This window comes from Rhizobium sp. YTUHZ044 (assembly GCF_051123975.1).
Classification (GTDB): Bacteria; Pseudomonadota; Alphaproteobacteria; order Rhizobiales; family Rhizobiaceae; genus Rhizobium.
Genome location: NZ_CP101426.1, coordinates 3,541,039 through 3,561,375, shown reverse-complemented (window position 1 = coordinate 3,561,375; position 20,337 = coordinate 3,541,039). Strand labels below are relative to the sequence as shown.

Here is a 20,337-nt window from a genome sequence, read left to right as displayed (position 1 = left end):
GCAGGATGAGCGCTCTTTCGGCAGCCGGACCATGCTCCGGTCAAGTAATCCACGGAACAAAATCTTCCGAACACAGGCTTTCTGTCATAGTACGGCACTAACGATCTATTAACCATAATAGTGTCTTACTGGGAAAGTCGGAGTTTGTGCGGTGCACGCCTTCCTTTGACCAAATTTGACGGCAAGAAGGCGGAAGAAGAGCTTGGAAGCTTGACCAGGGCTTTGGGCGGCGGTCGCCGGACACTTCTTGCGAGATCATTTTGTGCCGCCCGGTCCAGCGCCGGGCGTTTGGATTCGGGGATTTTGGATCAATGGAACAAGTAGGATTGGCAGCAGCCACGACGGACGTCAGCCTCTGGTCGCTTTTCATGCAGGCCGGCATCGTCGTCAAGCTCGTCATGCTCGGGCTGATCGCGGCCTCGGTCTGGACGTGGGCGATCGTCATCGACAAGTATCTAGCCTATGGCCGCGCACGGCGCCAGTTCGACAAGTTCGAGCAGGTGTTCTGGTCTGGCCAGTCGCTGGAAGAACTCTACCGCTCGCTGTCGGAACGCAACAACACCGGGTTGGCGTCGATCTTCGTCGCGGCCATGCGCGAATGGAAAAAATCCTTCGAACGCGGCGCCCGCTCGCCGATCGGCCTGCAGATGCGTATCGACCGCGCCATGGACGTAACGCTCGCCCGTGAAACCGAATATCTCGGCGCCCGTCTCGGATCGCTTGCCACCATCGGTTCGGCCGGCCCGTTCATCGGCCTCTTCGGTACGGTCGTCGGTATTATGACCTCCTTTCAGGCGATCGCTGGCTCGAAATCGACGAACCTCGCGGTCGTCGCACCCGGTATCGCCGAGGCGCTGCTCGCCACGGCAATCGGTCTCGTCGCCGCTATCCCGGCCGTTATCGCCTACAACAAGTTCTCTGCCGATGCCGGCAAGCTCTCGGCCCGCATGGAAGGTTTCGCGGACGAATTCTCCGCCATACTTTCGCGCCAGATCGACGAGAAGCTGCAGCCGCGCGCTGCCGCTCAGTAACCAACGGAGTATTCTCAGATGGGTATGGCTGTTGGAGGCAATGGCGGCGGGGGCGGCGGACGCCGCCGTCGCGGCGGTCGGAATAAGGCCGTCATTTCTGAAATCAACGTGACGCCGCTCGTCGACGTCATGCTCGTGCTTTTGATCATCTTCATGGTCGCCGCACCGATGATGACCGTCGGCGTGCCGATCGACCTGCCGGAAACGCAGGCCAAGGCGCTGAATTCCGAGACGCAGCCGATCACGATCTCGGTCAAGAACTCCGGCGAAGTCTATCTGCAGGAAACGCCGATCCCGGCAGCGGAGATTGCCGCCAAGCTCGAGGCAATCGCCACCACCGGCTACAGCGAACGCATCTTCGTGCGCGGCGACGCGACGGCGCCCTATGGCGTCATCGCTGACGTGATGGCCCGCATCCAGGGGGCCGGCTTCAAGAATATCGGTCTCGTGACGCAGCAGAAGAAGGACCAATAGCGTTCAAGATGAAGACCAGCGTCGTCACATCTGCTGTTCTGCATTGCCTGGTGCTCACCTGGGCGATGGTGTCTTTGAGCGCCCCGGAATCCTTCAAGGTCGAGGATTTCGAAGCGATGCCGGTCGATCTCGTGCCGGTGGAATCCATCACCCAGTTGCAGCAAGGCGACAAGAAGGCTCCGAAGAAGGAGACGTCCGCGCCCGTGCCGACGAGCCGGCCGCCGATCTCGCAGCCTGCCGAAAACGCCGGCGACAACAATGTCGACTTGAAGACGCCGCCGGTGCCGAACGCCAAGCCGAGTAATACGGAGGCTGCGGCAGCGAATTCGAGCGAGAAGCCACTGCCGACGACCGATCCGAATCCGAACGATGTCAAGGAAGTCAACAAGGAAGAGACTGAGGTCGATCAGCCGAAGGAGGTTGCCTCCATTCCGCCGCCGAAGCCCGTTGAAGTGACGCCGCCGAAGCCGGAGGAAAAACCGCCGGAAGAGCAGGCCAAGCCCGAAGAGCCGCCGAAGCCGGATGCGGAAGCTTTGCCGGACAAGGTGCCGACGCCGGTCGTCAAGCCGCAGGTAAAGCCGCCGGAACCGCAGAAGACGGCCGAAAAGCCGCCGGAAAAGCCCGCGGACGAGCCGAAGGCTGCGGAAAAACCGACGGACAAGAAGAAGGCCGACAAAAAGCAGGAAGTGGCGAAATCGGCCTCGACGATGAAGAGCGATTTCAATGCTGACGAGATTTCGGCCTTGTTGAACAAGACCGATCCTTCCGCTGGCGGCGCCAAGCGCTCGACGCAGGAGGCATCGCTCGGTGCGAAGAAGAGCAATGGTGGCTCGAAACTCAGCCAGAGCGAAGAAGATGCTGTGCGCGGCTTGATCGAGGGGAACTGGCTTGTCACGCCGGGGATGGAAGGCCTTTCTGGCATGGTCATCAAGGTGCATATGAAGCTCGACAGGGATGGCAACATTATCGGCCAGCCGGAAGTCGAGTCATCGGGCGGCAGCAGCAGCGATGCCACACGCCGTGCGCTGGAAAGCGGCGCATACAGAGCCGTCATGAAATCCGCACCCTTCTCGATGCTTCCGAAGGACAAGTATGACGCTTGGAATGAGTTCGACCTTAACTTCGATCCAAGCAGCATGGGAATCTAGATGCTGATGGACCTTTCCCATGGCAACAAGTCTATTGCGGCCGCCATCAGGTTTGGAACGGTTCTGGCTTGTGCACCTGAAGCGTTGGCGCAACCGGTCGATCCGTCGATCTCCGACAACTCGGCCGGGGATTTGCAGCACGCAATCGCTTCCTCGTTCAATGTTCCTCCCGGGCAGGCGAGGGACGGCGGAGTCGTGATTACAATCCACCTGTGGCTCGATAAGGCTGGCGCGATCGTTGGTTCACCCAAGGTCACAGCCTCGGGCGGCACCGAAGCGGCTCGGAAAAGCCTGTCGGCTGCGGCTCTCCGCGCTGTTCCGCGTTCCGCGCCATTCACCATGCTCCCGAAAGAAAAATACGAATCCTGGAGGGAAGTCGTCCTGCACTTCGAATCCAGCGATCTGATTCCATAGATGCTGAAAGGCTGTTTGGTATGACAAAGTGTTCCTTTTTCCGCGCCATTTTGGTCGCAGTCGGTCTGGCGACCACTGCCGTCTTTGCGACGCCGGCCAATGCGCTCGTCACCCTCGACATTCGAAAAGGCAACGTTCAGCCGCTGCCGATTGCGGTGACGGACTTCCTGCAGGGCGATATGGGTGCGCAGGTCTCGCAGGTGATCGCCGCCGACCTGCAGCGTTCCGGCCTTTTCGCACCGATCAACAAGAGCGCCTTCATTGAGAAGATTTCCAACCCCGATGCCGCGCCGCGGTTTGAAGATTGGAAGGTCATCAACGCCCAGGCGCTGGTCACCGGCCGTGTGACGCAGGAGGCCGATGGACGTCTTCGGGCCGAATTCCGTCTCTGGGATCCCTTCGCCGGGCAGCAGATGACCGGGCAGCAGTTCTATACGCAGCCGGAGAATTGGCGCCGTGTGGCCCACATCATCGCCGACGCGATCTACAAGCAGATCACCGGCGAGGAAGGCTATTTCGACACCCGCGTCGTCTTCGTCTCTGAATCGGGGACCAAGCAGCAGCGCAAGCGTCAGCTGGCGATCATGGACCAGGACGGTTTCAACGTGCGGACGCTGACCGACGGCAGCGACCTCGTGCTGACGCCGCGCTTCTCGCCGAGCCGGCAAGAAGTCACCTACATGTCCTTCGCCAACCAGCAGCCGCGCGTCTATCTGCTGCAGCTCGAAACCGGGCAGCGCGAAGTTGTCGGCAACTTCCCCGGAATGACCTTCTCGCCGCGCTTTTCGCCGGATGGCCAGAAGGTGATCATGAGCCTGCAGCAGGAAGGCAATTCCAACATCTATACGATGGACCTGCGCTCGCGCACGACGACGCGGCTGACCTCGACGGCGGCGATCGATACCTCGCCCTCCTATTCGCCTGACGGTGCACGCATCAGCTTCGAAAGCGACCGAGGCGGCAAGCCGCAGATCTATGTGATGAACGCCGATGGCTCGGGCCAAACCCGTATTTCCTTCGGGGACGGCTCCTATTCGACGCCGGTCTGGTCGCCGCGCGGGGATCTCATCGCCTTCACCAAACAGTCCGGCGGCAAGTTCTCGATCGGCGTGATGAAGCCGGATGGCTCGGGCGAGCGCATCCTGACGTCCGGCTTCCACAATGAAGGCCCGACCTGGGCGCCGAACGGCCGTGTGCTGATGTTCTTCCGCCAGGCGGCAGGCGCGGGTGGCCCGCAACTCTATTCGATTGATCTGACCGGCTATAACGAGCAGCTGGTGAAGACGCCGAGCTATGCTTCCGACCCGGCATGGTCGCCGCTGCTGGAGTAGCGAGTGCATCAATGCCTTTATGTCGCCTCAAAGTCGTGGAAACCGGGCGACACGGGACAAATCAGTAAATTGTTAACCATAATCTTTGAGGGGCGGTTAACCGAGTGCGGTTACTGTCCGGAAACCCTGATGAACTCGCAAGGAGACCGGCCATGAGCCGAATTCATACCCCGGCAATGAGCCGTATGCAGAATTTTGCCCGCAACCCCGTCATGATCGCGCTTGTCGCCGGTCTCGCGCTTGCAAGCTGCGCGAACAAGAAGAACGGCGGCATGCCGAACAGCGCCGGCGACATGGGTCTCGGCGCAGGCGCCGCGACGCCGGGCTCGACCCAGGACTTCACGGTCAATGTCGGTGACCGCATCTTCTTCGATACCGACTCCACGTCGATTCGCGCCGATGCCGCTCAGACGCTCGACCGTCAGGCACAGTGGCTCGGCCGTTATCCGAACTACCAGATCACCGTTGAAGGCCATGCCGACGAACGCGGCACCCGCGAATATAACCTCGCCCTTGGCGCCCGTCGCGCTGCTGCCACCAAGGACTACCTCGCTTCGCGCGGCGTTCCGGCGCAGCGCATGAAGACGATCTCCTACGGCAAGGAACGGCCGGTCGCCGTCTGCGACGATATTTCCTGCTGGTCGCAGAACCGCCGCGCGGTCACCGTGCTCGGCGGCGCCGGCATGTAATTTCCAGTTATAATTGGTTTTACGGAGGCGGTCCCATCCGGGGCCGCCTTTTCTTTTTGACCACACTTTGGCCAGACTCCGTTGCTTTTTGACAGCAATTGGAAAAATCTCCTGTTCGTGCCTCACGGCGCGAAGAATCACTGGGACAGGACGATACATATGAAGAAACTTGTCGTGGCAGGCATGCTGTGCCTGGCGGCTATGACCGGGAGCGAACGAGCGGCTTACTCGGCCTCGTTCTTCGGGCTGCATCTTGGCGGCCGATCCGCGGAACAGCAGCCGGCCCCTCCCGTCGTCAGGGTGCAGAGCGGGGACGCGGAAATCCGTGTGCAGCAGCTCGAAGAGCAAATGCGGCAGCTGAACGGCCGAATCGAGGAGATGAGCTTTCAGCTCCTGCAGATGCAGGAGACGATCCGCAAGCAGCAGGAAGACAATGAATTCCGCTTCCAGCAGCTCGAAAAAACCGGTAGCGGCGGCGGTGGCGCCAAGGCTCCGGTCAAAAAGAGCGAGACCGATGTCGCTCCGGCAGCGTCCGGGAGCGACGACGTCGCCAGGGTGATCCAAGCACCGCAGGGGGCCGAAACGGCTCCCTCCACCGATGTGCCCAGTAATACCGGCCTCGGCCAGCCTCCGAAGCAGCTCGGCTCGATCGACTTCGATCAGAACGGCAACGCGATCGGCGGAAGCGTCGACGAAAACGCCACTATCGGTTCCGCCCCGATTCCCAATAGCGGGACGCCGCAGCAGACGGCCTCGCTCGGCAACGAGGCGGATCAGTACAAGTCAGCCTACGGCCACGTATTGTCAGGCGATTACGGCACGGCCGAGCAGGAATTCAACCAGTACATCGCCCGTTACCCGAGCAGTGCGCGGGCGGCGGACGCCAATTTCTGGCTCGGCGAGGCGCTTTATTCACAGGGCAAATACAACGAGGCGGCCAAGACTTTCCTCAACGCGCATCAGAAATACGGTAGCTCGGAAAAAGCGCCGGAAATGCTGCTGAAGCTCGGCATGTCGCTTGCGGCCCTCGACAATAAAGAGACGGCCTGCGCGACCCTGCGCGAAGTCTCGAAGCGTTATCCCAAGGCGTCACGCGCCGTCATAAGCAAGGTTGCGAGCGAACAGAAACGCCTCGCCTGCTGAGGTCTTCCGGAATGTCTCCGGAAGCCGCATCGCCTCGAGAGGCAATCCTTCAGTTTCTCGCATCGCTTCGAAGTCCTGCGCGTATTCTCGTCGCGATCTCGGGCGGCAGCGATTCCAGCGGCCTGCTTCTCCTCCTCGATGAAGCCGTGAAGGCCGCGCCCCATCTTGAAATTTCCCTTTGTGCCGCGACGGTCGACCACGCGCTACGCGCCGGCTCCGCAGACGAGGCGCGAGAGGTCGCAGCCCTCTGTGCATCCCTCGGCATTCCCCATATTATCTCGACATGGCAAGGCGAAAAGCCGAAAACCGGCATCATGGCTGCGGCCCGCGAAGCCCGTTACAGCCTTCTGGCCGAGGCAGCGGAAGCGTTCGGCGCCAATCTTATCGTCACCGGCCATACGCTGGACGACCAGCGTGAAACGCTGCGGATGCGCGGGATGCGAACAGAGCAACTTTCGAGCGGTATCGCCGACGCCGTGCTCTTCGACCGGCGCCTCTGGATCCTGCGGCCGCTTCTTTTTGTCGCGCGGGCGGATATACGCGCTTTCCTGCGGGCGCGGGGCGTGCGGTGGATCGACGATCCGAGCAATGAGGATACCAAGTACGAGCGTGTGCGGATGCGCCGGCAGCTGTCTGCCGGTCCTGCGGCGGAGACGGATATTCGCGCAGTCTGGGAAGAAAGGCTGGCCCTGTCGTCTCGAGCCGCCGAGTGGCTGGATTGTCATTTCCAGCTTCACGGCGGCGTGCTTGGGCAGGTAATGCCCGACGGGTTGCGGCAGGACCATGCGGTCCTCGACTATACGCTCGGCCGCCTGACAGCCGTGTTCGGCGGGCAGCCATTCGCGCCGGGCAGGGTGCAGATGGACCGTGTTCTCGCATTCGCCGCCGGCAGCAAGCCGGGACGGATGACCACCGGCCGAGTGGTGTTCGATCTCAGGTGCGATGGGCTTTATCTGGCGCGGGAGAACCGGGGGATAATGCCGCTGGTGTTGCGGCCGGGGGAGGCTGGGGTTTGGGATGGGAGGTTCCGTGTTGAAAACCGGCTACGAACGACCATGAGGGTGGAAGCTCAGGCCGCGCGCTCCGCCCTCATTCCTGTGCCCGTCACAGGAATCCAGCCGCCGCGGGTCGGCGCGGCGAATGACTCATCAATGCGTAACAAGTCTTCTGCGCCCAAGGACTTGGACGCGTTGGAATCCTGTGACGGGCACAGGAATGAGGGAGGGCGGGACAGGGGGCTTCCCAAATCCGCATGGAAACGCGTAATCGAGTCGGCGCCCGCCTTATCCTCAGATGGAGCCTATTTATCTCCAGAATCCGCTTCAATGGTTGAATTGACGCCCTATTTCGCACCCTTCGACCGCTTTTTGACACGATTTGATTTCATCTTTGCCGACAGGCTTTCGGCGGTTTTCGCGATGGCGCCCTATGCGGGGCTGCCTTTAAGAAGTATTGACGGAAAAACCATCTGACTTGGGGGATTGCCTTGGCAATAGCGCGGCGCAACCCTATGTTAGAACCTAATTAAGACGGTCGCCATGAGGCGGCTGTTGCAGTGCTGGGGAGTTCAATGAACCCTAACTTACGTAATTTCGCATTGTGGGCGATCATCGCGCTTCTGCTGATCGCCCTTTTCAGCATGTTTCAGACGGCGCCGGCGCAGACGGGTTCCCGCGATATCCCTTATTCGCAGTTTCTGCGTGAGGTTGATGCGGGCCGTGTGAAGGAAGTCGTGGTCACGGGCAACCGTGTCTCGGGAAGCTATGTTGAAAATGGCTCCACCTTCCAGACCTATTCGCCTGTCATCGACGACAGCCTGCTTGATCGCCTGCAGCAGAAGAATGTGCTGGTTTCCGCCCGTCCAGAAACGGATGGTTCTTCGGGTTTTTTGAGCTATCTCGGCACGCTGTTGCCGATGCTTCTCATTCTCGGCGTCTGGCTGTTTTTCATGCGACAGATGCAGGGCGGCTCCCGCGGCGCGATGGGTTTCGGCAAGTCCAAGGCCAAGCTGCTGACGGAAGCGCATGGCCGGGTGACCTTTGAAGACGTCGCCGGCGTCGACGAGGCCAAGCAGGATCTCGAGGAAATCGTTGAATTCCTGCGTGATCCGCAGAAGTTCCAGCGTCTCGGTGGCAAGATCCCGCGCGGTGTGCTGCTGGTCGGCCCTCCGGGCACCGGTAAGACGCTGCTCGCCCGCTCTGTCGCCGGCGAAGCCAACGTGCCCTTCTTCACCATTTCGGGTTCCGACTTCGTCGAAATGTTCGTCGGCGTCGGTGCAAGCCGCGTGCGCGACATGTTCGAGCAGGCGAAGAAGAATGCGCCCTGCATCATCTTCATCGACGAAATCGATGCCGTCGGCCGCCATCGCGGCGCCGGTCTCGGCGGTGGCAACGACGAACGCGAGCAGACGCTGAACCAGTTGCTGGTCGAGATGGATGGTTTCGAGGCGAATGAAGGCGTGATCCTGATTGCCGCCACCAACCGCCCCGACGTCCTCGACCCGGCGCTGCTGCGTCCCGGCCGTTTCGACCGCCAGGTCGTGGTGCCGAACCCCGACATCGTCGGCCGGGAGCGCATCCTCAAAGTGCATGCCCGCAACGTTCCGCTGGCGCCGAATGTCGATCTCAAGGTTCTTGCCCGCGGCACGCCCGGTTTCTCCGGTGCCGATCTGATGAACCTCGTCAATGAAGCCGCCCTCATGGCTGCCCGCCGCAACAAGCGTGTCGTCACCATGCAGGAGTTCGAGGACGCCAAGGACAAGATCATGATGGGCGCCGAGCGCCGTTCCTCGGCAATGACCGAAGCGGAGAAGAAGCTCACCGCCTACCACGAGGCCGGCCACGCCATCACCGCGCTTAACGTCGCTGTTGCCGATCCGCTGCACAAGGCGACGATCATTCCGCGCGGCCGTGCGCTCGGCATGGTCATGCAGCTTCCCGAGGGCGATCGCTACTCGATGAGCTACAAATGGATGGTCTCGCGCCTCTGCATCATGATGGGCGGCCGTGTCGCCGAGGAACTCACCTTCGGCAAGGAGAACATCACTTCAGGCGCGTCTTCAGACATCGAGCAGGCCACCAAGCTTGCCCGCGCCATGGTCACGCAGTGGGGCTTCTCCGATCAGCTCGGTCAGGTCGCTTATGGCGAGAATCAGCAGGAAGTCTTCCTCGGTCACTCGGTTTCGCAGTCGAAGAATGTTTCAGAGGCGACCGCGCAGAAGATCGACAACGAAGTGCGCCGCCTGATCGACGAAGCCTATTCGCAGGCCCGAACGATCCTGACGGAAAAGCACGACGAATTCGTCGCCCTTGCCGAAGGTCTGCTCGAATACGAGACCTTGACCGGTGATGAGATCAAGGCGCTGATCCGCGGTGAGAAGCCCTCCCGCGATCTCGGTGACGATTCGCCGCCGAGCCGTGGATCGGCGGTTCCGAAGGCCGGCGTGCGGCCTGCCACCAAGGGTGATGAGCCCGAAGCCGGTCTCGAACCGCAGCCGCATTGAAGCTGTGACAGCATCTCGAAAACAGGCCGGATTTCCGCTATGGGAGATCCGGCCTTTTTTATTGGTAACGGGATATAATCATTTTTCTCGCTAATTTACGTGCCGATTGCCGCAATTTGTGGCATTCCGCTGAAGAGAAGCAAGCATGAATCACGCTCCTGGACTGACGACAATCCACTGAAGCCGGATTTGCTTGGAACGATGCGCTGCCTGGAATGGCGCGCCAAAGCGCAGGAGTGCAGATGAAAAGACGCTATTTCGGTACGGACGGTATTCGCGGTCAATCCAACGTCTTCCCGATGACGCCGGATCTCGCCATGCGGGTCGGCATCGCCGCCGGCACGATCTTCCGCCGGGGCAACCACCGTCATCGCGTTGTCATCGGCAAGGATACGCGCCTTTCCGGCTATATGCTTGAGAACGCCATGGTGGCAGGCTTCACGGCTGCGGGCCTCGACGCCTTCATTCTCGGCCCGATTCCGACGCCTGCCGTCGCCATGCTGACGCGTTCGCTGCGCTGCGATATCGGCGTGATGATCTCCGCTTCGCACAATCCTTATGAAGATAACGGCATCAAACTGTTCGGCCCCGACGGCTACAAGCTTTCGGACGACATCGAGGCCGAGATCGAGGACCTGCTCGAAAAGGATCTGAACGCGCAGCTTGCCAAGTCCGACGATATCGGCCGCGCCAAACGCGTCGACGGCGTGCATGATCGTTATATCGAACATGCCAAGCGCACACTGCCGCGCGACGTGACGCTGCAAGGGCTGAGGGTCGCGATCGATTGCGCCAATGGTGCTGCCTACAAGGTGGCGCCCGCCGTGCTCTGGGAGCTCGGCGCCGATGTCGTTACCATCGGCAACGAACCGAACGGCACCAATATCAATCTCAATTGCGGTTCCACCAGTCCCGTCGCATTGCAGAAGAAAGTCGATGAGGTTCGCGCCGATATCGGTATCGCGCTCGACGGCGACGCGGACCGCGTCATCATTATCGACGAGAACGGTTCGATCGTTGACGGCGACCAGCTGATGGCCGTCATCGCCGAGAGCTGGGCCGAGAGCCAGCAGCTGCGCGGCAACGGTATCGTCGCCACTGTCATGTCCAATCTCGGCCTCGAGCGTTTCCTCGACGAACGCGGCATGGCGCTTGCCCGCACAAAGGTCGGCGACCGCTACGTTGTCGAGCATATGCGCCAGCACAATTACAATGTCGGCGGCGAGCAATCGGGACACATCGTGCTTTCGGATTACGGTACGACAGGCGACGGTCTGGTCGCAGCGCTGCAGATCCTTGCCGCGGTCAAGCGCACCGGCCGCACCGTCAGCGAAGTCTGCCGGCGCTTCGAGCCGGTGCCGCAGCTCCTGCGCAATGTCCGCATCAGCGGCGGCAAGCCGCTGGAGGATATTCAGGTACAGAAGGCGATTGCCGATGCCGAAGCCGAGCTCGCCAGAAACGGCCGCCTCGTCATCCGGCCTTCGGGCACCGAGCCGTTGATCCGCGTCATGGCCGAGGGCGACGACCGCACTCAGATCGAGCGCATCGTCAACGAGCTGATCGGGATGATCTCGAATGTCCGGACCGCTGCCTGACACTCTGTGTGAACAGATAATCAAAGGGCCGGTGCGTGAGCGCCGGCTTTTTTGTTGTGCACGTCGGCGGCATGTATCTCTGCTCAAACCATTTTCCGACGCAGTCGATCTTCTGTTTCATGCGACTTCGATGCTTGAAATCAAAGTAAATAAGCGTGGTTAAGCAGCTTTTAACGTTTTCAATTCATTATCCATGCCAAGCGTATCAGATTGGCAGCGACTGAGCCTGCCGACGCAACGGGATTTTGGAGTGAAATCCATGAAGAGAAGCTTGTCCGGCATCCTCGCAGCATTGTTGATAGCGACAAACGCCTATTCCGCGGATCTCGCCCCTGCCGAACCCATCCCTGAACAGCCGCCGGAGGTGGCGGTTGCCGAAGCGACCGGCTGGTATCTGCGCGGCGACGTCGGTTATGCCTTCACCGATCTGCGCGGCGCGCGCTATTTCCAAGGCAGCAACGCCACGGAGGTCGATTTCGACGACGCCGATGTCGACGACGCATGGACGGTTGGCGGCGGTGTCGGTTATCAGATCAACAGCTATCTGCGCACCGATCTGACCTTCGACTATCTCACCCAGGCGGATTTCAATGGCTCGACATCCGGGCAGTGCGGCTTCCCGCTGGTGGATTGCACCTCGCGCGACCGCTCTTCGCTGACCGCCTATACGCTGCTGGCCAACGCCTATGTCGATCTCGGCACCTACGGCTATGTGACGCCGTATGTCGGCGCCGGTATCGGCGGCTCCTACGTCAAGTGGAAAAACCTGCGCAATGTCGCCTGCGCCGATGACGGCAGCTTCTGCGACGACGAGGTCACCCACGGCGGCAAGGGCAACTGGCGCTTCACCTACGCCCTCATGGCCGGCGCCTCGGTCGACGTCACCTGCAACTTCAAGGCCGATGTCGGCTACCGATACCTGCATATCGATGGCGGCAACATGTTCGGCTATGCCGAAAATGGCGGTCCGGGCCGCGACAGGGGCCTCAGCGCCCATGAAGTCCGCGTCGGTGGCCGCTACCTCTTTGGCGGATGCGCTCAGCCGGTCGCCTACGAGCCGCCGGCAATCCCGCTGCAGCAGCCGGTCTACAAGTAAGCCTCTCAAGCCATCGCATCAGAAGCCGCCCCCGCTCCGGGCGGCTTTTTCATTTTTCGCCACCCTGCCTGCGTCAAAATATCTACAGCTTGCGACACTTCGATCTTGACTATGAAGCTTCCGATCCATACACACGGCGGCGGGACACCCTTCCCCAACGAAGGGCTTTCTATCTGAGAGGATAGCATCATGGCGAAGACCGCAAAGCCGGACATCCGTCCGCACAATACCCATTTTTCTTCTGGCCCCTGCTCGAAGCGCCCCGGTTGGTCGCTCGAAGCCCTTTCCGACGCGGCCCTCGGCCGTTCGCATCGTGCGAAGGTCGGCAAGGCCAAGCTCAAGCAGGCCATCGACCTTACCCGTGAAATTCTCGAAGTGCCGGCGGATTACCGCATCGGCATCGTTCCGGCCTCCGACACCGGCGCCGTCGAAATGGCGCTCTGGTCGCTGCTCGGCGAACGCGGCGTCGACATGCTCGCCTGGGAAAGCTTCGGCGCCGGCTGGGTAACCGATGTGGTCAAGCAGCTGAAGCTCAAGGATGTGCGCAAGCTCGAAGCGGGTTACGGCGAGCTTCCCGATCTTTCCGCCGTCGATTTCGACCGCGACGTCGTCTTCACCTGGAACGGCACGACCTCGGGCGTGCGCGTCCCGAATGCCGATTTCATTCCTGCCGACCGCAAGGGTCTGACGATCTGCGACGCCACCTCGGCCGCTTTTGCCCAGGAGCTCGATTTCGCCAAGCTCGACGTCGTCACCTTCTCCTGGCAGAAGGTGCTGGGCGGCGAAGGGGCCCACGGTGTCATCATTCTCTCGCCGCGTGCCGTCGAGCGTCTCACCACCTACACGCCGGTCTGGCCGCTGCCGAAGATCTTCCGCATGACCTCGGGCGGCAAGCTGACGGAAGGCATCTTCCAGGGCGAGACGATCAACACGCCGTCGATGCTCTGCGTCGAGGACTATATCGATGCGCTGCTTTGGGCCAAGGAGCTCGGCGGTCTTCAGAGCCTGATCGCTCGTGCCGATGCCAATGCCAAGGTCATCCACGATTTCGTCGCGGCAAACGACTGGATCGCCAATCTCGCCGTCAAGGCGGAAACGGCCTCCAACACCTCCGTCTGCCTGAAGATCGTCGACAAGGACATCACGGCGCTCGATGACGACGGCCAGGCGAATTTCGCCAAAGGCCTCGTCGGCCTCCTGGAAAAGGAAGGTGTCGCCTATGACATCGGTCATTACCGCGACGCGCCGTCGGGCCTGCGCATCTGGGCCGGCGCCACGATCGAGGCGTCCGACATGCAGAAGCTGATGCCCTGGCTTTCCTGGGCCTTCGAAACGCAGAAGGCGCAGCTTGCTCAGGCCGCCGCCTGACGTGATCGCGTCCGGCTTCGCCACGTCCGGCGGAGCCCAGCATTCCATTTTCATTCATCGCTGAACACTTTTGAAGGAGGCCACAATGGCACCTCGCGTTCTCGTATCCGACGAATTGTCGGAAACCGCCGTCCAGATCTTCCGCGACCGCGGCGTCGAAGTCGATTTCGAACCGCAGCTCGGCAAGGACAAGGACCGTTTGCTCGAAGTCATCGGCAAATATGATGGTCTGGCCATCCGCTCAGCCACCAAGGTGACGGAAAAGATCATCGAAGGGGCGAAGAACCTCAAGGTTGTCGGCCGCGCCGGCATCGGCGTCGACAATGTCGATATCCCGGCCGCCTCGCGCCGCGGCATCATCGTCATGAACACGCCTTTCGGCAATTCGATCACGACCGCCGAACACGCCATCGCCCTGATGCTCGCCGTCGCCCGCCAGCTTCCGGCCGCCGATGCCTCGACGCAGGCTGGCAAATGGGAGAAGTCGAAATTCATGGGCGTCGAGATCACCGGCAAGACGCTCGGCGTCATCGGCGCCGGCAATATCGGCTCGATCGTCTGCTCCCGCGCTATCGGTCTGAAGATGCATGTCGTCGCCTATGATCCGTTCCTTTCCAAGGAGCGCGCGGAGGAGATGGGCGTCACCAAAGTCGAACTCGACGAGCTTTTCGCCCGCGCCGATTTCATCACACTGCACGTGCCGATGACCGACAAGACGCGCGGCATCCTCAACAAGGAAGCGCTGGCAAAGACGAAGCCCGGCGTGCGCATCATCAATTGCGCCCGCGGTGGCCTGGTCGATGAAGCGGCACTTGCCGAAGCCATCAAGTCCGGCCACGTCGCCGGTGCCGCCTTCGACGTCTTCGAAGTCGAGCCCGCCAAGGAAAGCCCGCTGTTCGGTCTGCCGAACGTCGTTTGCACGCCGCATCTCGGCGCTTCGACGACCGAGGCGCAGGAAAATGTCGCGCTGCAGGTTGCCGAACAAATGTCGGACTACCTTGTCAACGGCGCGGTCTCCAACGCCATCAACATGCCGTCGATCACGGCTGAGGAAGCGCCGATCCTGAAGCCCTTCATCCGTCTTGCGGACGTTCTCGGCGCCTTCGTCGGGCAGGTCACCGAGGAGCCGATCAAGGAAATCGAAATCCTCTATGATGGTGTGACCGCCAATATGAACACGCGGGCGCTGACGAGCGCGGTTCTTGCGGGCCTGATCCGCCCGCAGGTCGCCGACGTCAACATGGTTTCCGCGCCGATCATGATCAAGGAAAAGGGCATCGTGCTTTCCGAGGTCAAGCGCGACAAGACGGGCGTCTTCGATGGCTATATCAAGCTGACAGTGACGACCGAAAGCATGACGCGCTCCGTCGCCGGCACGGTGTTTTCGGATGGCAAGCCGCGCTTCATTCAGATCAAGGGCATCAACCTTGATGCCGATGTCGGTTCGCACATGATCTACATCACCAATACCGACGTCCCCGGCATGATTGGCTTCATCGGCACGACGCTCGGCACTGCCGGTGTCAATATCGCCAACTTCCAGCTCGGCCGCGACAAGCAGGGTGGCGACGCAATTGCGCTGCTCTATGTCGACGGCGAGGTGGATGATGGCGTGCTCACGCAGTTGACGGCGCACCAGGCGATCCGCCAGGCAAAGCTGCTGACCTTCAATATCGACTGAGTTTCCTTCCTCCAAGGAAAACAAGAGCCCGGCGCAGGAAACGGCACCGGGCTTTGCTGCGTCAGGAACAGGTTTCAACGGTGCCGACGCCGCCGGACGATCCTGCCGAGACGGGCGGCTTCGTCCTGCGCCTTCGTGCGGTGGAGGAAGGCGAGCCTGCTGCCGTCGAAACCCTGGAAGAACTCGTCCCAGGAAATCTCTTCCAGTGGCTCGGAGGAGAAATCGACGCGGACGGTTTCGCTGTCACGCGCGTCCTTTATGCGCGCGGGATGGCCGCCGCGCGCTTCGATCCAGTCTCTGATCCTGGTGTAATCCGTCGTCGTGCCGAACCTGGCCATGAAACCCTCCGCAGCATTCGATTGCGACATTGATCTTCGGCAACGCGTATCCGGCAGAATAGTTCCATAGGGCGAAATTATTTTTTTCACTGTTTGCAGTTGTGCCGGTCAGGCATTCGTTATTTTGAGAATGGCGGCCGGGAGCTGCGTAATTCGCATGGGCTGAAGGAGGATGACATGAAACACTTCTCGATAATCGGACTGGCGCTGGCGGCTGTCGTCATCGCCAATCCAGGCATCGCATTCGCCTGCAACAAGCTGATCGGCGCCTGAGCAGTACCCCCCGCTTCCAAGGCGTGGCTTCAGCCGCGCTTGCTTTCTCACGCGATTGCGAGCTGTCCGCCGCCGCCCCTTGCGTCGCGATACAATCCTTTCTATATCGGTCACCTACCGAAAAAGGCGGCCGATCCCGCCTGAGATCAGCACCGCCGCAATTGCAGCGCAAGGGCGGGTTATGAACGCGCAGAATTTGGCACCGCCGTTGAACACACTGGATTTTGACAAGAAGCCGGAAGAGACCCGCGTCGTCGTCGCCATGTCGGGCGGCGTCGATTCCTCCGTCGTGGCCGGCCTTCTCAAACAGCAGGGTTACGACGTGCTCGGCATCACCCTGCAGCTTTACGATCATGGCGCCGCTGTTCACCGCGCCGGCTCCTGCTGCGCCGGCCAGGACATCGACGACGCCCGCCGCGTCTGCGAAACGCTGGGCATTCCGCATTACGTACTCGATTATGAAAAGCGTTTTCGCGAGACGGTGATCAATCCTTTCGCCGAAAGCTACGTGGCGGGCGAAACACCGATCCCTTGTGTTTCCTGCAACCAGACCGTCAAGTTTGCCGATCTCTTGGCGACCGCCAAGGAGCTCGGCGCCGATGCGCTGGCGACGGGTCATTATATCCGCTCGCGACCGAACCCTTCGGATGAGAAGCCCGGCCGCCGCGCGCTTTTCCGGCCGGCCGACGCCGACCGTGACCAGAGCTATTTTCTCTTCGCCACGACGCAGGAACAGATCGATTATCTGCGCTTTCCGCTGGGCGGCCTGCCGAAGGCCGAAACCCGCAGGCTCGCCGAAGAGATGGGGCTCGTTGTCGCGAAGAAGGCCGACAGCCAGGACATCTGCTTCGTGCCGCAGGGCAAATATTCCGACATCATCACCAAGCTGAAGCCGAATGCGGCGCTCGCCGGCGAGATCGTCCATCTCGACGGCCGCGTATTGGGAAGCCATGAAGGCATCCTGCACTTCACCATCGGCCAGCGCCGCGGCATCGGCATCGCCACGGGCGAACCGCTTTATGTCGTCTATCTCGATGCCCGCTCACGCCGCGTCATCGTCGGGCCGAAGGAAGCGCTGGAAACGCACCGCGTCTATCTGCGCGATGTCAATTGGCTGGGCGACGTTCCGCTCGCGGAGGCCGCTTCCGGCCGCGGTTTTGCCTGCTACGCCAAGGTCCGTTCGACGCGGGCACCGGCGCCTGCCGTACTGCATGTCGATGCCACCGGCACCTATGTCGATCTGACCGTCGGCGAGGCGGGTATCGCGCCCGGCCAGGCCTGCGCGCTTTATTCGGCGCCCGGCGACGACGCCCGTGTCTTCGGCGGCGGTTTCATCGAACGCTCCGAACGCGAACCTTCGGCCGAAGCTTCGCTCAAGGCCTTGCTGGCCGGCCCCGTCGCTGCCTGAAACCCATCAGAAACGATGGGCGGCAAAGCTCAGCGTTTTTCTCCATCCTGCGCTTGACACAAAGCCGAAGCGCACCTTATAAGCCGCTCATCCCACGAGCCCGCAGCGCTTCGCGAGCAGGTATCGTTTGACCAGTGGCGGAGTAGCTCAGTAGGTCAGAGCAGAGGAATCATAATCCTTGTGTCGGGGGTTCAAATCCCTCCTCCGCTACCACTTCAACAGCCGACAATTCCGGTCCGGTAATTTCCCTCCAGCGGCGGAGGCGATGACCTCAAACGCGGGGTTCGAGCTGTTCCGGGCGTTTGCTACAATTCGATGACAATCCCTAACGATAAAGCGCGTCGAAGAAAGCAACCATTGGCTCGCAATCAGCACGAAGAGTGAGTCCTTTTATCGCACTGTCGGAGACGGGGACGAAGCTTTGGGCGAAGTAGGACCAGTTGTACAACCGGTCCCCCTCATCATGCCTGACCACGAGCACTGCGTGAAACGCGAACTGGTAGTCAGTGGAACCACCGCCATTTGTAAACGGTGTCCGCATCCTCAAACCCGCCAATTCAGCCCGTCGGGTTACTGCCTTGTACTGCCCGAGATAATCCTTGGGCACCTGCACGCAATAGGGATGTGAACCGGAGACCGCGAGTGCACGCCACTCCACAATCTTGATGTTGAGGGCGGACCAAAGAAAGAGGGCGGCAATAGGTCCTGCAACCGACGACACAACCACCATGTGTAGCAGTTTGACCGCTCTCTGGCTATCGATCCGGCCTGGCGCGAGCGCAAGGATCGGCAGATCGACCAGCGCAGCCAGCAACAACCAGGTGGCGGGACCAAACTGATCTGTCAACAATACCACTAGGCCAACAGCCAGACTTACCCCGAAGTGCACAGCGGCGGCTCGCTTCATTAGGCGAGAAGCCGGTTGATCCAGAATAAGTGCACCGGCCGAAATGGCAAAAGCCAAAAGCGGACCCGAAAACCACAACAAACTAATAAGGACAGGGGTGATGTGCCAACTGTCGTAGGCGATCGGATGGAGTGACCATAGTAAAATCCCTGCCATCAAAGAGACCCAGCCGCAGAGCAGGATTAAGCGGAGTACCGGCAATGGGCTTCGCCATGAAGATATCCCGTGCAAGTCCTGACCAATGGTCATTTGGCCCATCAAGCTTCCCCATCCCCTTCGCCATTGCGTCCAGCTCATACATCGGCAGATAGGTGTTCTACTTCATCCACTCCCGTACGACATACCTGATCGCGTCCTAGCGCGTCAGCACCAATTCACTGCATAGATTACGAATCGCCTCAAGTCGTCGTCGAGGGCGATTGATCCGGCGTTGCGCAGCCGCAAAGCTGCCCGCCGAAGCATGATCTGAAGGTCAGCACGGAAATATCCGCGATCGGATCGGCGGCGTACTCGAGGAGAGTGGGGGGTGTCAGGTGCGCCGAGGACAGCTCTATCTGTAGAGCGCCAAATGCAATATCGGCATCTTCATCGCCCAAAGATGGGATGCGGCAGCGATGATAACGGCCCATGCGGCCAGCGAAAACATGACCGCCGCTAACTTGATCCCGACTGGCTGCATCATTTCCTCCATCCCAGCATGATCGTGCTCCTCCGCACGATCGAAAGCTAGCAGGGTGCAGGTCGATCAGCTATCGCAAGAAATTGCTACCGGATGCCGCTGCGGTGCGCCGGAAAGATGCAAAGTTTTCGTGATGCGACGCTTCTCTCTATCCCTCAAACGACAAAGTAGAAACTGTCGTATTGCGCGCCGAAATAATCGGGACCGCTGTTTTCCGTGACGATCGGTTCGCTGTCGAGCAGGAGGTAATCGATATCGCCGTAGGCGCTGAGGTCGATCAGCTGGGGATTATCGATGCTGTCGGCGGTTATGGTCACGGTTGTGGAGAAGACGATGTTGCCGTTCAGCTGCCCTTCGATCGTCAGGACGTTGTCATAGTTCGATGTTCCGTTGGCAACTTCGAACTGCTTGATCTGGAAGGGGCCGCCATCCGCTGAATAGATGGGGGTCCAGAAGACGCCCCCACCCAGGTAGTGGTTGCCGTCGGCGTCCTCGCGCACTGTCGCGTCGTCGCCGTCTCGCCAGGCGCCCCAATCGAAGCCTTTGTAGCCGGTGGGAAAGTCGCTTTGGCCGACATCCTCGAAATTGACTAAGACGTCGCCGCGTTCCGGCAGATCGATTGCGATACTGAACGCACCGACATCGGTGGCGCCTTTGCCGTCGGATATCTTGAAAGTGAACTTCTCGACGAGCTGATCTCCCGGCCCGAGGGCGGCGACCTCCGGCTTGGAGTGATCGAGGGCGTAGGTGTACGTCCCGTCGGAAAAAATGGTGAGTGTGCCGTATTTTCCTTCGATGATGGTCTTTGTCGGCTGGCCTTCAGGATCGGCCGGCTGCTTGATGCGCTGCCCGTTGACGAAATTCAGGCGCACCGAATCTCCGTCGGTATCGTAGGAGTTTTCGAGAACATCGCCGCTGATCGGATCGTCGAGATTGAAAACAGGCAGGTATACATTGCCCGCGAATGGTTTGTGGTTTGCCATTTCTACCTCCCGGCTAATGTGCTATGTGACTATGCAACCCTATCTGGTGTCTGGCAACGAAAATTGAAGGAGCGTCAGATCGACTCTACCTGTTTAATTCCAGCAGATCTAAATCGCCTGCTGAACAAATATCCAGATAAAGAGATCCAACCGGCACCGACCCTGTCTATCGCCAAGATTTTTTGGCATGCCTTGCGATCACGGCGCTTCGTTCGCTCATGATGTTCATCGCCTCTTGAGGCGATCTCTTGGTTTCTCGCAGACAACTCGTCTTTTC

General features: G+C 60.4%; 17 protein-coding genes, 1 tRNA gene and 1 pseudogene. 15 read left to right on the top strand and 4 right to left on the bottom strand.

Features of this window, described 5'->3' with window-relative positions; all coding sequences use genetic code 11:
* Positions 1 to 311: 311 nt before the first annotated feature.
* From tolQ to serA, 13 genes are all read left to right on the top strand, one after another.
* Positions 312 to 1,031 carry a protein TolQ gene (gene tolQ, locus NL154_RS17560; protein WP_004671617.1) on the top strand — a complete coding sequence of 240 codons (720 nt, stop codon included), beginning with the start codon at positions 312 to 314 and terminating at the stop codon, positions 1,029 to 1,031.
* 18 nt (positions 1,032 to 1,049) lie between these two features.
* The gene (tolR, locus tag NL154_RS17555) at positions 1,050 to 1,505 is read left to right on the top strand and encodes a protein TolR (protein WP_434733119.1); all 456 of its coding nucleotides are present in this window, start codon (positions 1,050 to 1,052) and stop codon (positions 1,503 to 1,505) included.
* Positions 1,506 to 1,513: 8 nt separating this feature from the next.
* Positions 1,514 to 2,653 (top strand): cell envelope integrity protein TolA, encoded by a 1,140-nt coding sequence (locus NL154_RS17550; RefSeq protein ID WP_221146459.1) that lies wholly within the window; start codon positions 1,514 to 1,516, stop codon positions 2,651 to 2,653.
* Complete coding sequence (locus tag NL154_RS17545) at positions 2,654 to 3,067, top strand: hypothetical protein (RefSeq protein WP_434733118.1); 414 nt, start codon at positions 2,654 to 2,656, stop codon at positions 3,065 to 3,067.
* Positions 3,068 to 3,087: 20 nt separating this feature from the next.
* Entirely contained in the window at positions 3,088 to 4,398 is a 1,311-nt protein-coding gene (tolB, locus tag NL154_RS17540) for a Tol-Pal system beta propeller repeat protein TolB (protein WP_221146461.1), read from the top strand.
* Positions 4,399 to 4,550: 152 nt separating this feature from the next.
* Positions 4,551 to 5,087, top strand: coding sequence for a peptidoglycan-associated lipoprotein Pal (gene pal / locus NL154_RS17535; protein ID WP_210629941.1), 537 nt, complete (start codon positions 4,551 to 4,553; stop codon positions 5,085 to 5,087).
* A gap of 159 nt (positions 5,088 to 5,246) precedes the next feature.
* Complete coding sequence (gene ybgF, locus NL154_RS17530) at positions 5,247 to 6,230, top strand: tol-pal system protein YbgF (protein WP_221146462.1); 984 nt, start codon at positions 5,247 to 5,249, stop codon at positions 6,228 to 6,230.
* Positions 6,231 to 6,241: 11 nt separating this feature from the next.
* Positions 6,242 to 7,702, top strand: coding sequence for a tRNA lysidine(34) synthetase TilS (gene tilS, locus NL154_RS17525; protein ID WP_434733117.1), 1,461 nt, complete (start codon positions 6,242 to 6,244; stop codon positions 7,700 to 7,702).
* A 98-nt stretch (positions 7,703 to 7,800) separates the two neighbouring features.
* Positions 7,801 to 9,732 (top strand): ATP-dependent zinc metalloprotease FtsH, encoded by a 1,932-nt coding sequence (gene ftsH, locus NL154_RS17520; RefSeq protein WP_210629944.1) that lies wholly within the window; start codon positions 7,801 to 7,803, stop codon positions 9,730 to 9,732.
* A 242-nt stretch (positions 9,733 to 9,974) separates the two neighbouring features.
* Positions 9,975 to 11,327, top strand: coding sequence for a phosphoglucosamine mutase (gene glmM / locus NL154_RS17515; RefSeq protein WP_210629945.1), 1,353 nt, complete (start codon positions 9,975 to 9,977; stop codon positions 11,325 to 11,327).
* Positions 11,328 to 11,586: 259 nt separating this feature from the next.
* On the top strand, positions 11,587 to 12,423 hold the full coding sequence (locus NL154_RS17510; RefSeq protein WP_210629946.1) for an outer membrane protein: 837 nt from the start codon (positions 11,587 to 11,589) through the stop codon (positions 12,421 to 12,423).
* A 189-nt stretch (positions 12,424 to 12,612) separates the two neighbouring features.
* Positions 12,613 to 13,791, top strand: coding sequence for a phosphoserine transaminase (locus NL154_RS17505; protein ID WP_210629947.1), 1,179 nt, complete (start codon positions 12,613 to 12,615; stop codon positions 13,789 to 13,791).
* A gap of 85 nt (positions 13,792 to 13,876) precedes the next feature.
* Positions 13,877 to 15,472, top strand: a complete 1,596-nt coding sequence (serA, locus tag NL154_RS17500; protein ID WP_221146464.1) for a phosphoglycerate dehydrogenase — start codon at positions 13,877 to 13,879, stop codon at positions 15,470 to 15,472.
* 74 nt (positions 15,473 to 15,546) lie between these two features.
* Here the strand turns inward: serA and NL154_RS17495 are convergent, their stop codons facing one another.
* On the bottom strand, positions 15,547 to 15,810 hold the full coding sequence (locus tag NL154_RS17495) for a hypothetical protein (RefSeq protein WP_210629949.1): 264 nt from the start codon (positions 15,808 to 15,810) through the stop codon (positions 15,547 to 15,549).
* Between the two features lie 481 nt (positions 15,811 to 16,291).
* Between NL154_RS17495 and mnmA the strand changes: the two genes are divergently transcribed.
* Positions 16,292 to 17,491, top strand: a complete 1,200-nt coding sequence (gene mnmA / locus NL154_RS17490) for a tRNA 2-thiouridine(34) synthase MnmA (RefSeq protein ID WP_221146502.1) — start codon at positions 16,292 to 16,294, stop codon at positions 17,489 to 17,491.
* Between the two features lie 136 nt (positions 17,492 to 17,627).
* Positions 17,628 to 17,704 (top strand) — tRNA-Met (locus tag NL154_RS17485).
* 112 nt (positions 17,705 to 17,816) lie between these two features.
* Here NL154_RS17485 and NL154_RS17480 read toward each other — a convergent pair.
* The 3 genes and pseudogenes from NL154_RS17480 to NL154_RS17470 all read right to left on the bottom strand — a co-directional run bounded on the left by NL154_RS17480 (position 17,817) and on the right by NL154_RS17470 (position 20,060).
* Positions 17,817 to 18,656, bottom strand: coding sequence for a hypothetical protein (locus NL154_RS17480; RefSeq protein WP_221154666.1), 840 nt, complete (start codon positions 18,654 to 18,656; stop codon positions 17,817 to 17,819).
* Positions 18,657 to 18,714: 58 nt separating this feature from the next.
* A pseudogene (locus NL154_RS17475) lies at positions 18,715 to 18,931 on the bottom strand (CopG family transcriptional regulator).
* A 301-nt stretch (positions 18,932 to 19,232) separates the two neighbouring features.
* The gene (locus NL154_RS17470) at positions 19,233 to 20,060 is read right to left on the bottom strand and encodes a VCBS domain-containing protein (RefSeq protein ID WP_221154669.1); all 828 of its coding nucleotides are present in this window, start codon (positions 20,058 to 20,060) and stop codon (positions 19,233 to 19,235) included.
* Positions 20,061 to 20,337 lie beyond the last annotated feature (277 nt).

Excerpts from the sequence above, each read along its gene's own strand:
- NL154_RS17495 (WP_210629949.1), bottom strand. The coding sequence starts at position 15,810 with ATGGCCAGGTTCGGCACGACGACGGATTACACCAGGATCAGAGACTGG.
- pal (WP_210629941.1), top strand. The coding sequence starts at position 4,551 with ATGAGCCGAATTCATACCCCGGCAATGAGCCGTATGCAGAATTTTGCC.
- tolR (WP_434733119.1), top strand. The coding sequence starts at position 1,050 with ATGGGTATGGCTGTTGGAGGCAATGGCGGCGGGGGCGGCGGACGCCGC.
- NL154_RS17510 (WP_210629946.1), top strand. The coding sequence starts at position 11,587 with ATGAAGAGAAGCTTGTCCGGCATCCTCGCAGCATTGTTGATAGCGACA.
- glmM (WP_210629945.1), top strand. The coding sequence starts at position 9,975 with ATGAAAAGACGCTATTTCGGTACGGACGGTATTCGCGGTCAATCCAAC.
- NL154_RS17505 (WP_210629947.1), top strand. The coding sequence starts at position 12,613 with ATGGCGAAGACCGCAAAGCCGGACATCCGTCCGCACAATACCCATTTT.
- ftsH (WP_210629944.1), top strand. The coding sequence starts at position 7,801 with ATGAACCCTAACTTACGTAATTTCGCATTGTGGGCGATCATCGCGCTT.
- NL154_RS17470 (WP_221154669.1), bottom strand. The coding sequence starts at position 20,060 with ATGGCAAACCACAAACCATTCGCGGGCAATGTATACCTGCCTGTTTTC.
- serA (WP_221146464.1), top strand. The coding sequence starts at position 13,877 with ATGGCACCTCGCGTTCTCGTATCCGACGAATTGTCGGAAACCGCCGTC.
- NL154_RS17545 (WP_434733118.1), top strand. The coding sequence starts at position 2,654 with ATGCTGATGGACCTTTCCCATGGCAACAAGTCTATTGCGGCCGCCATC.
- NL154_RS17480 (WP_221154666.1), bottom strand. The coding sequence starts at position 18,656 with ATGGGCCAAATGACCATTGGTCAGGACTTGCACGGGATATCTTCATGG.
- ybgF (WP_221146462.1), top strand. The coding sequence starts at position 5,247 with ATGAAGAAACTTGTCGTGGCAGGCATGCTGTGCCTGGCGGCTATGACC.
- tolQ (WP_004671617.1), top strand. The coding sequence starts at position 312 with ATGGAACAAGTAGGATTGGCAGCAGCCACGACGGACGTCAGCCTCTGG.
- tilS (WP_434733117.1), top strand. The coding sequence starts at position 6,242 with ATGTCTCCGGAAGCCGCATCGCCTCGAGAGGCAATCCTTCAGTTTCTC.
- NL154_RS17550 (WP_221146459.1), top strand. The coding sequence starts at position 1,514 with ATGAAGACCAGCGTCGTCACATCTGCTGTTCTGCATTGCCTGGTGCTC.
- tolB (WP_221146461.1), top strand. The coding sequence starts at position 3,088 with ATGACAAAGTGTTCCTTTTTCCGCGCCATTTTGGTCGCAGTCGGTCTG.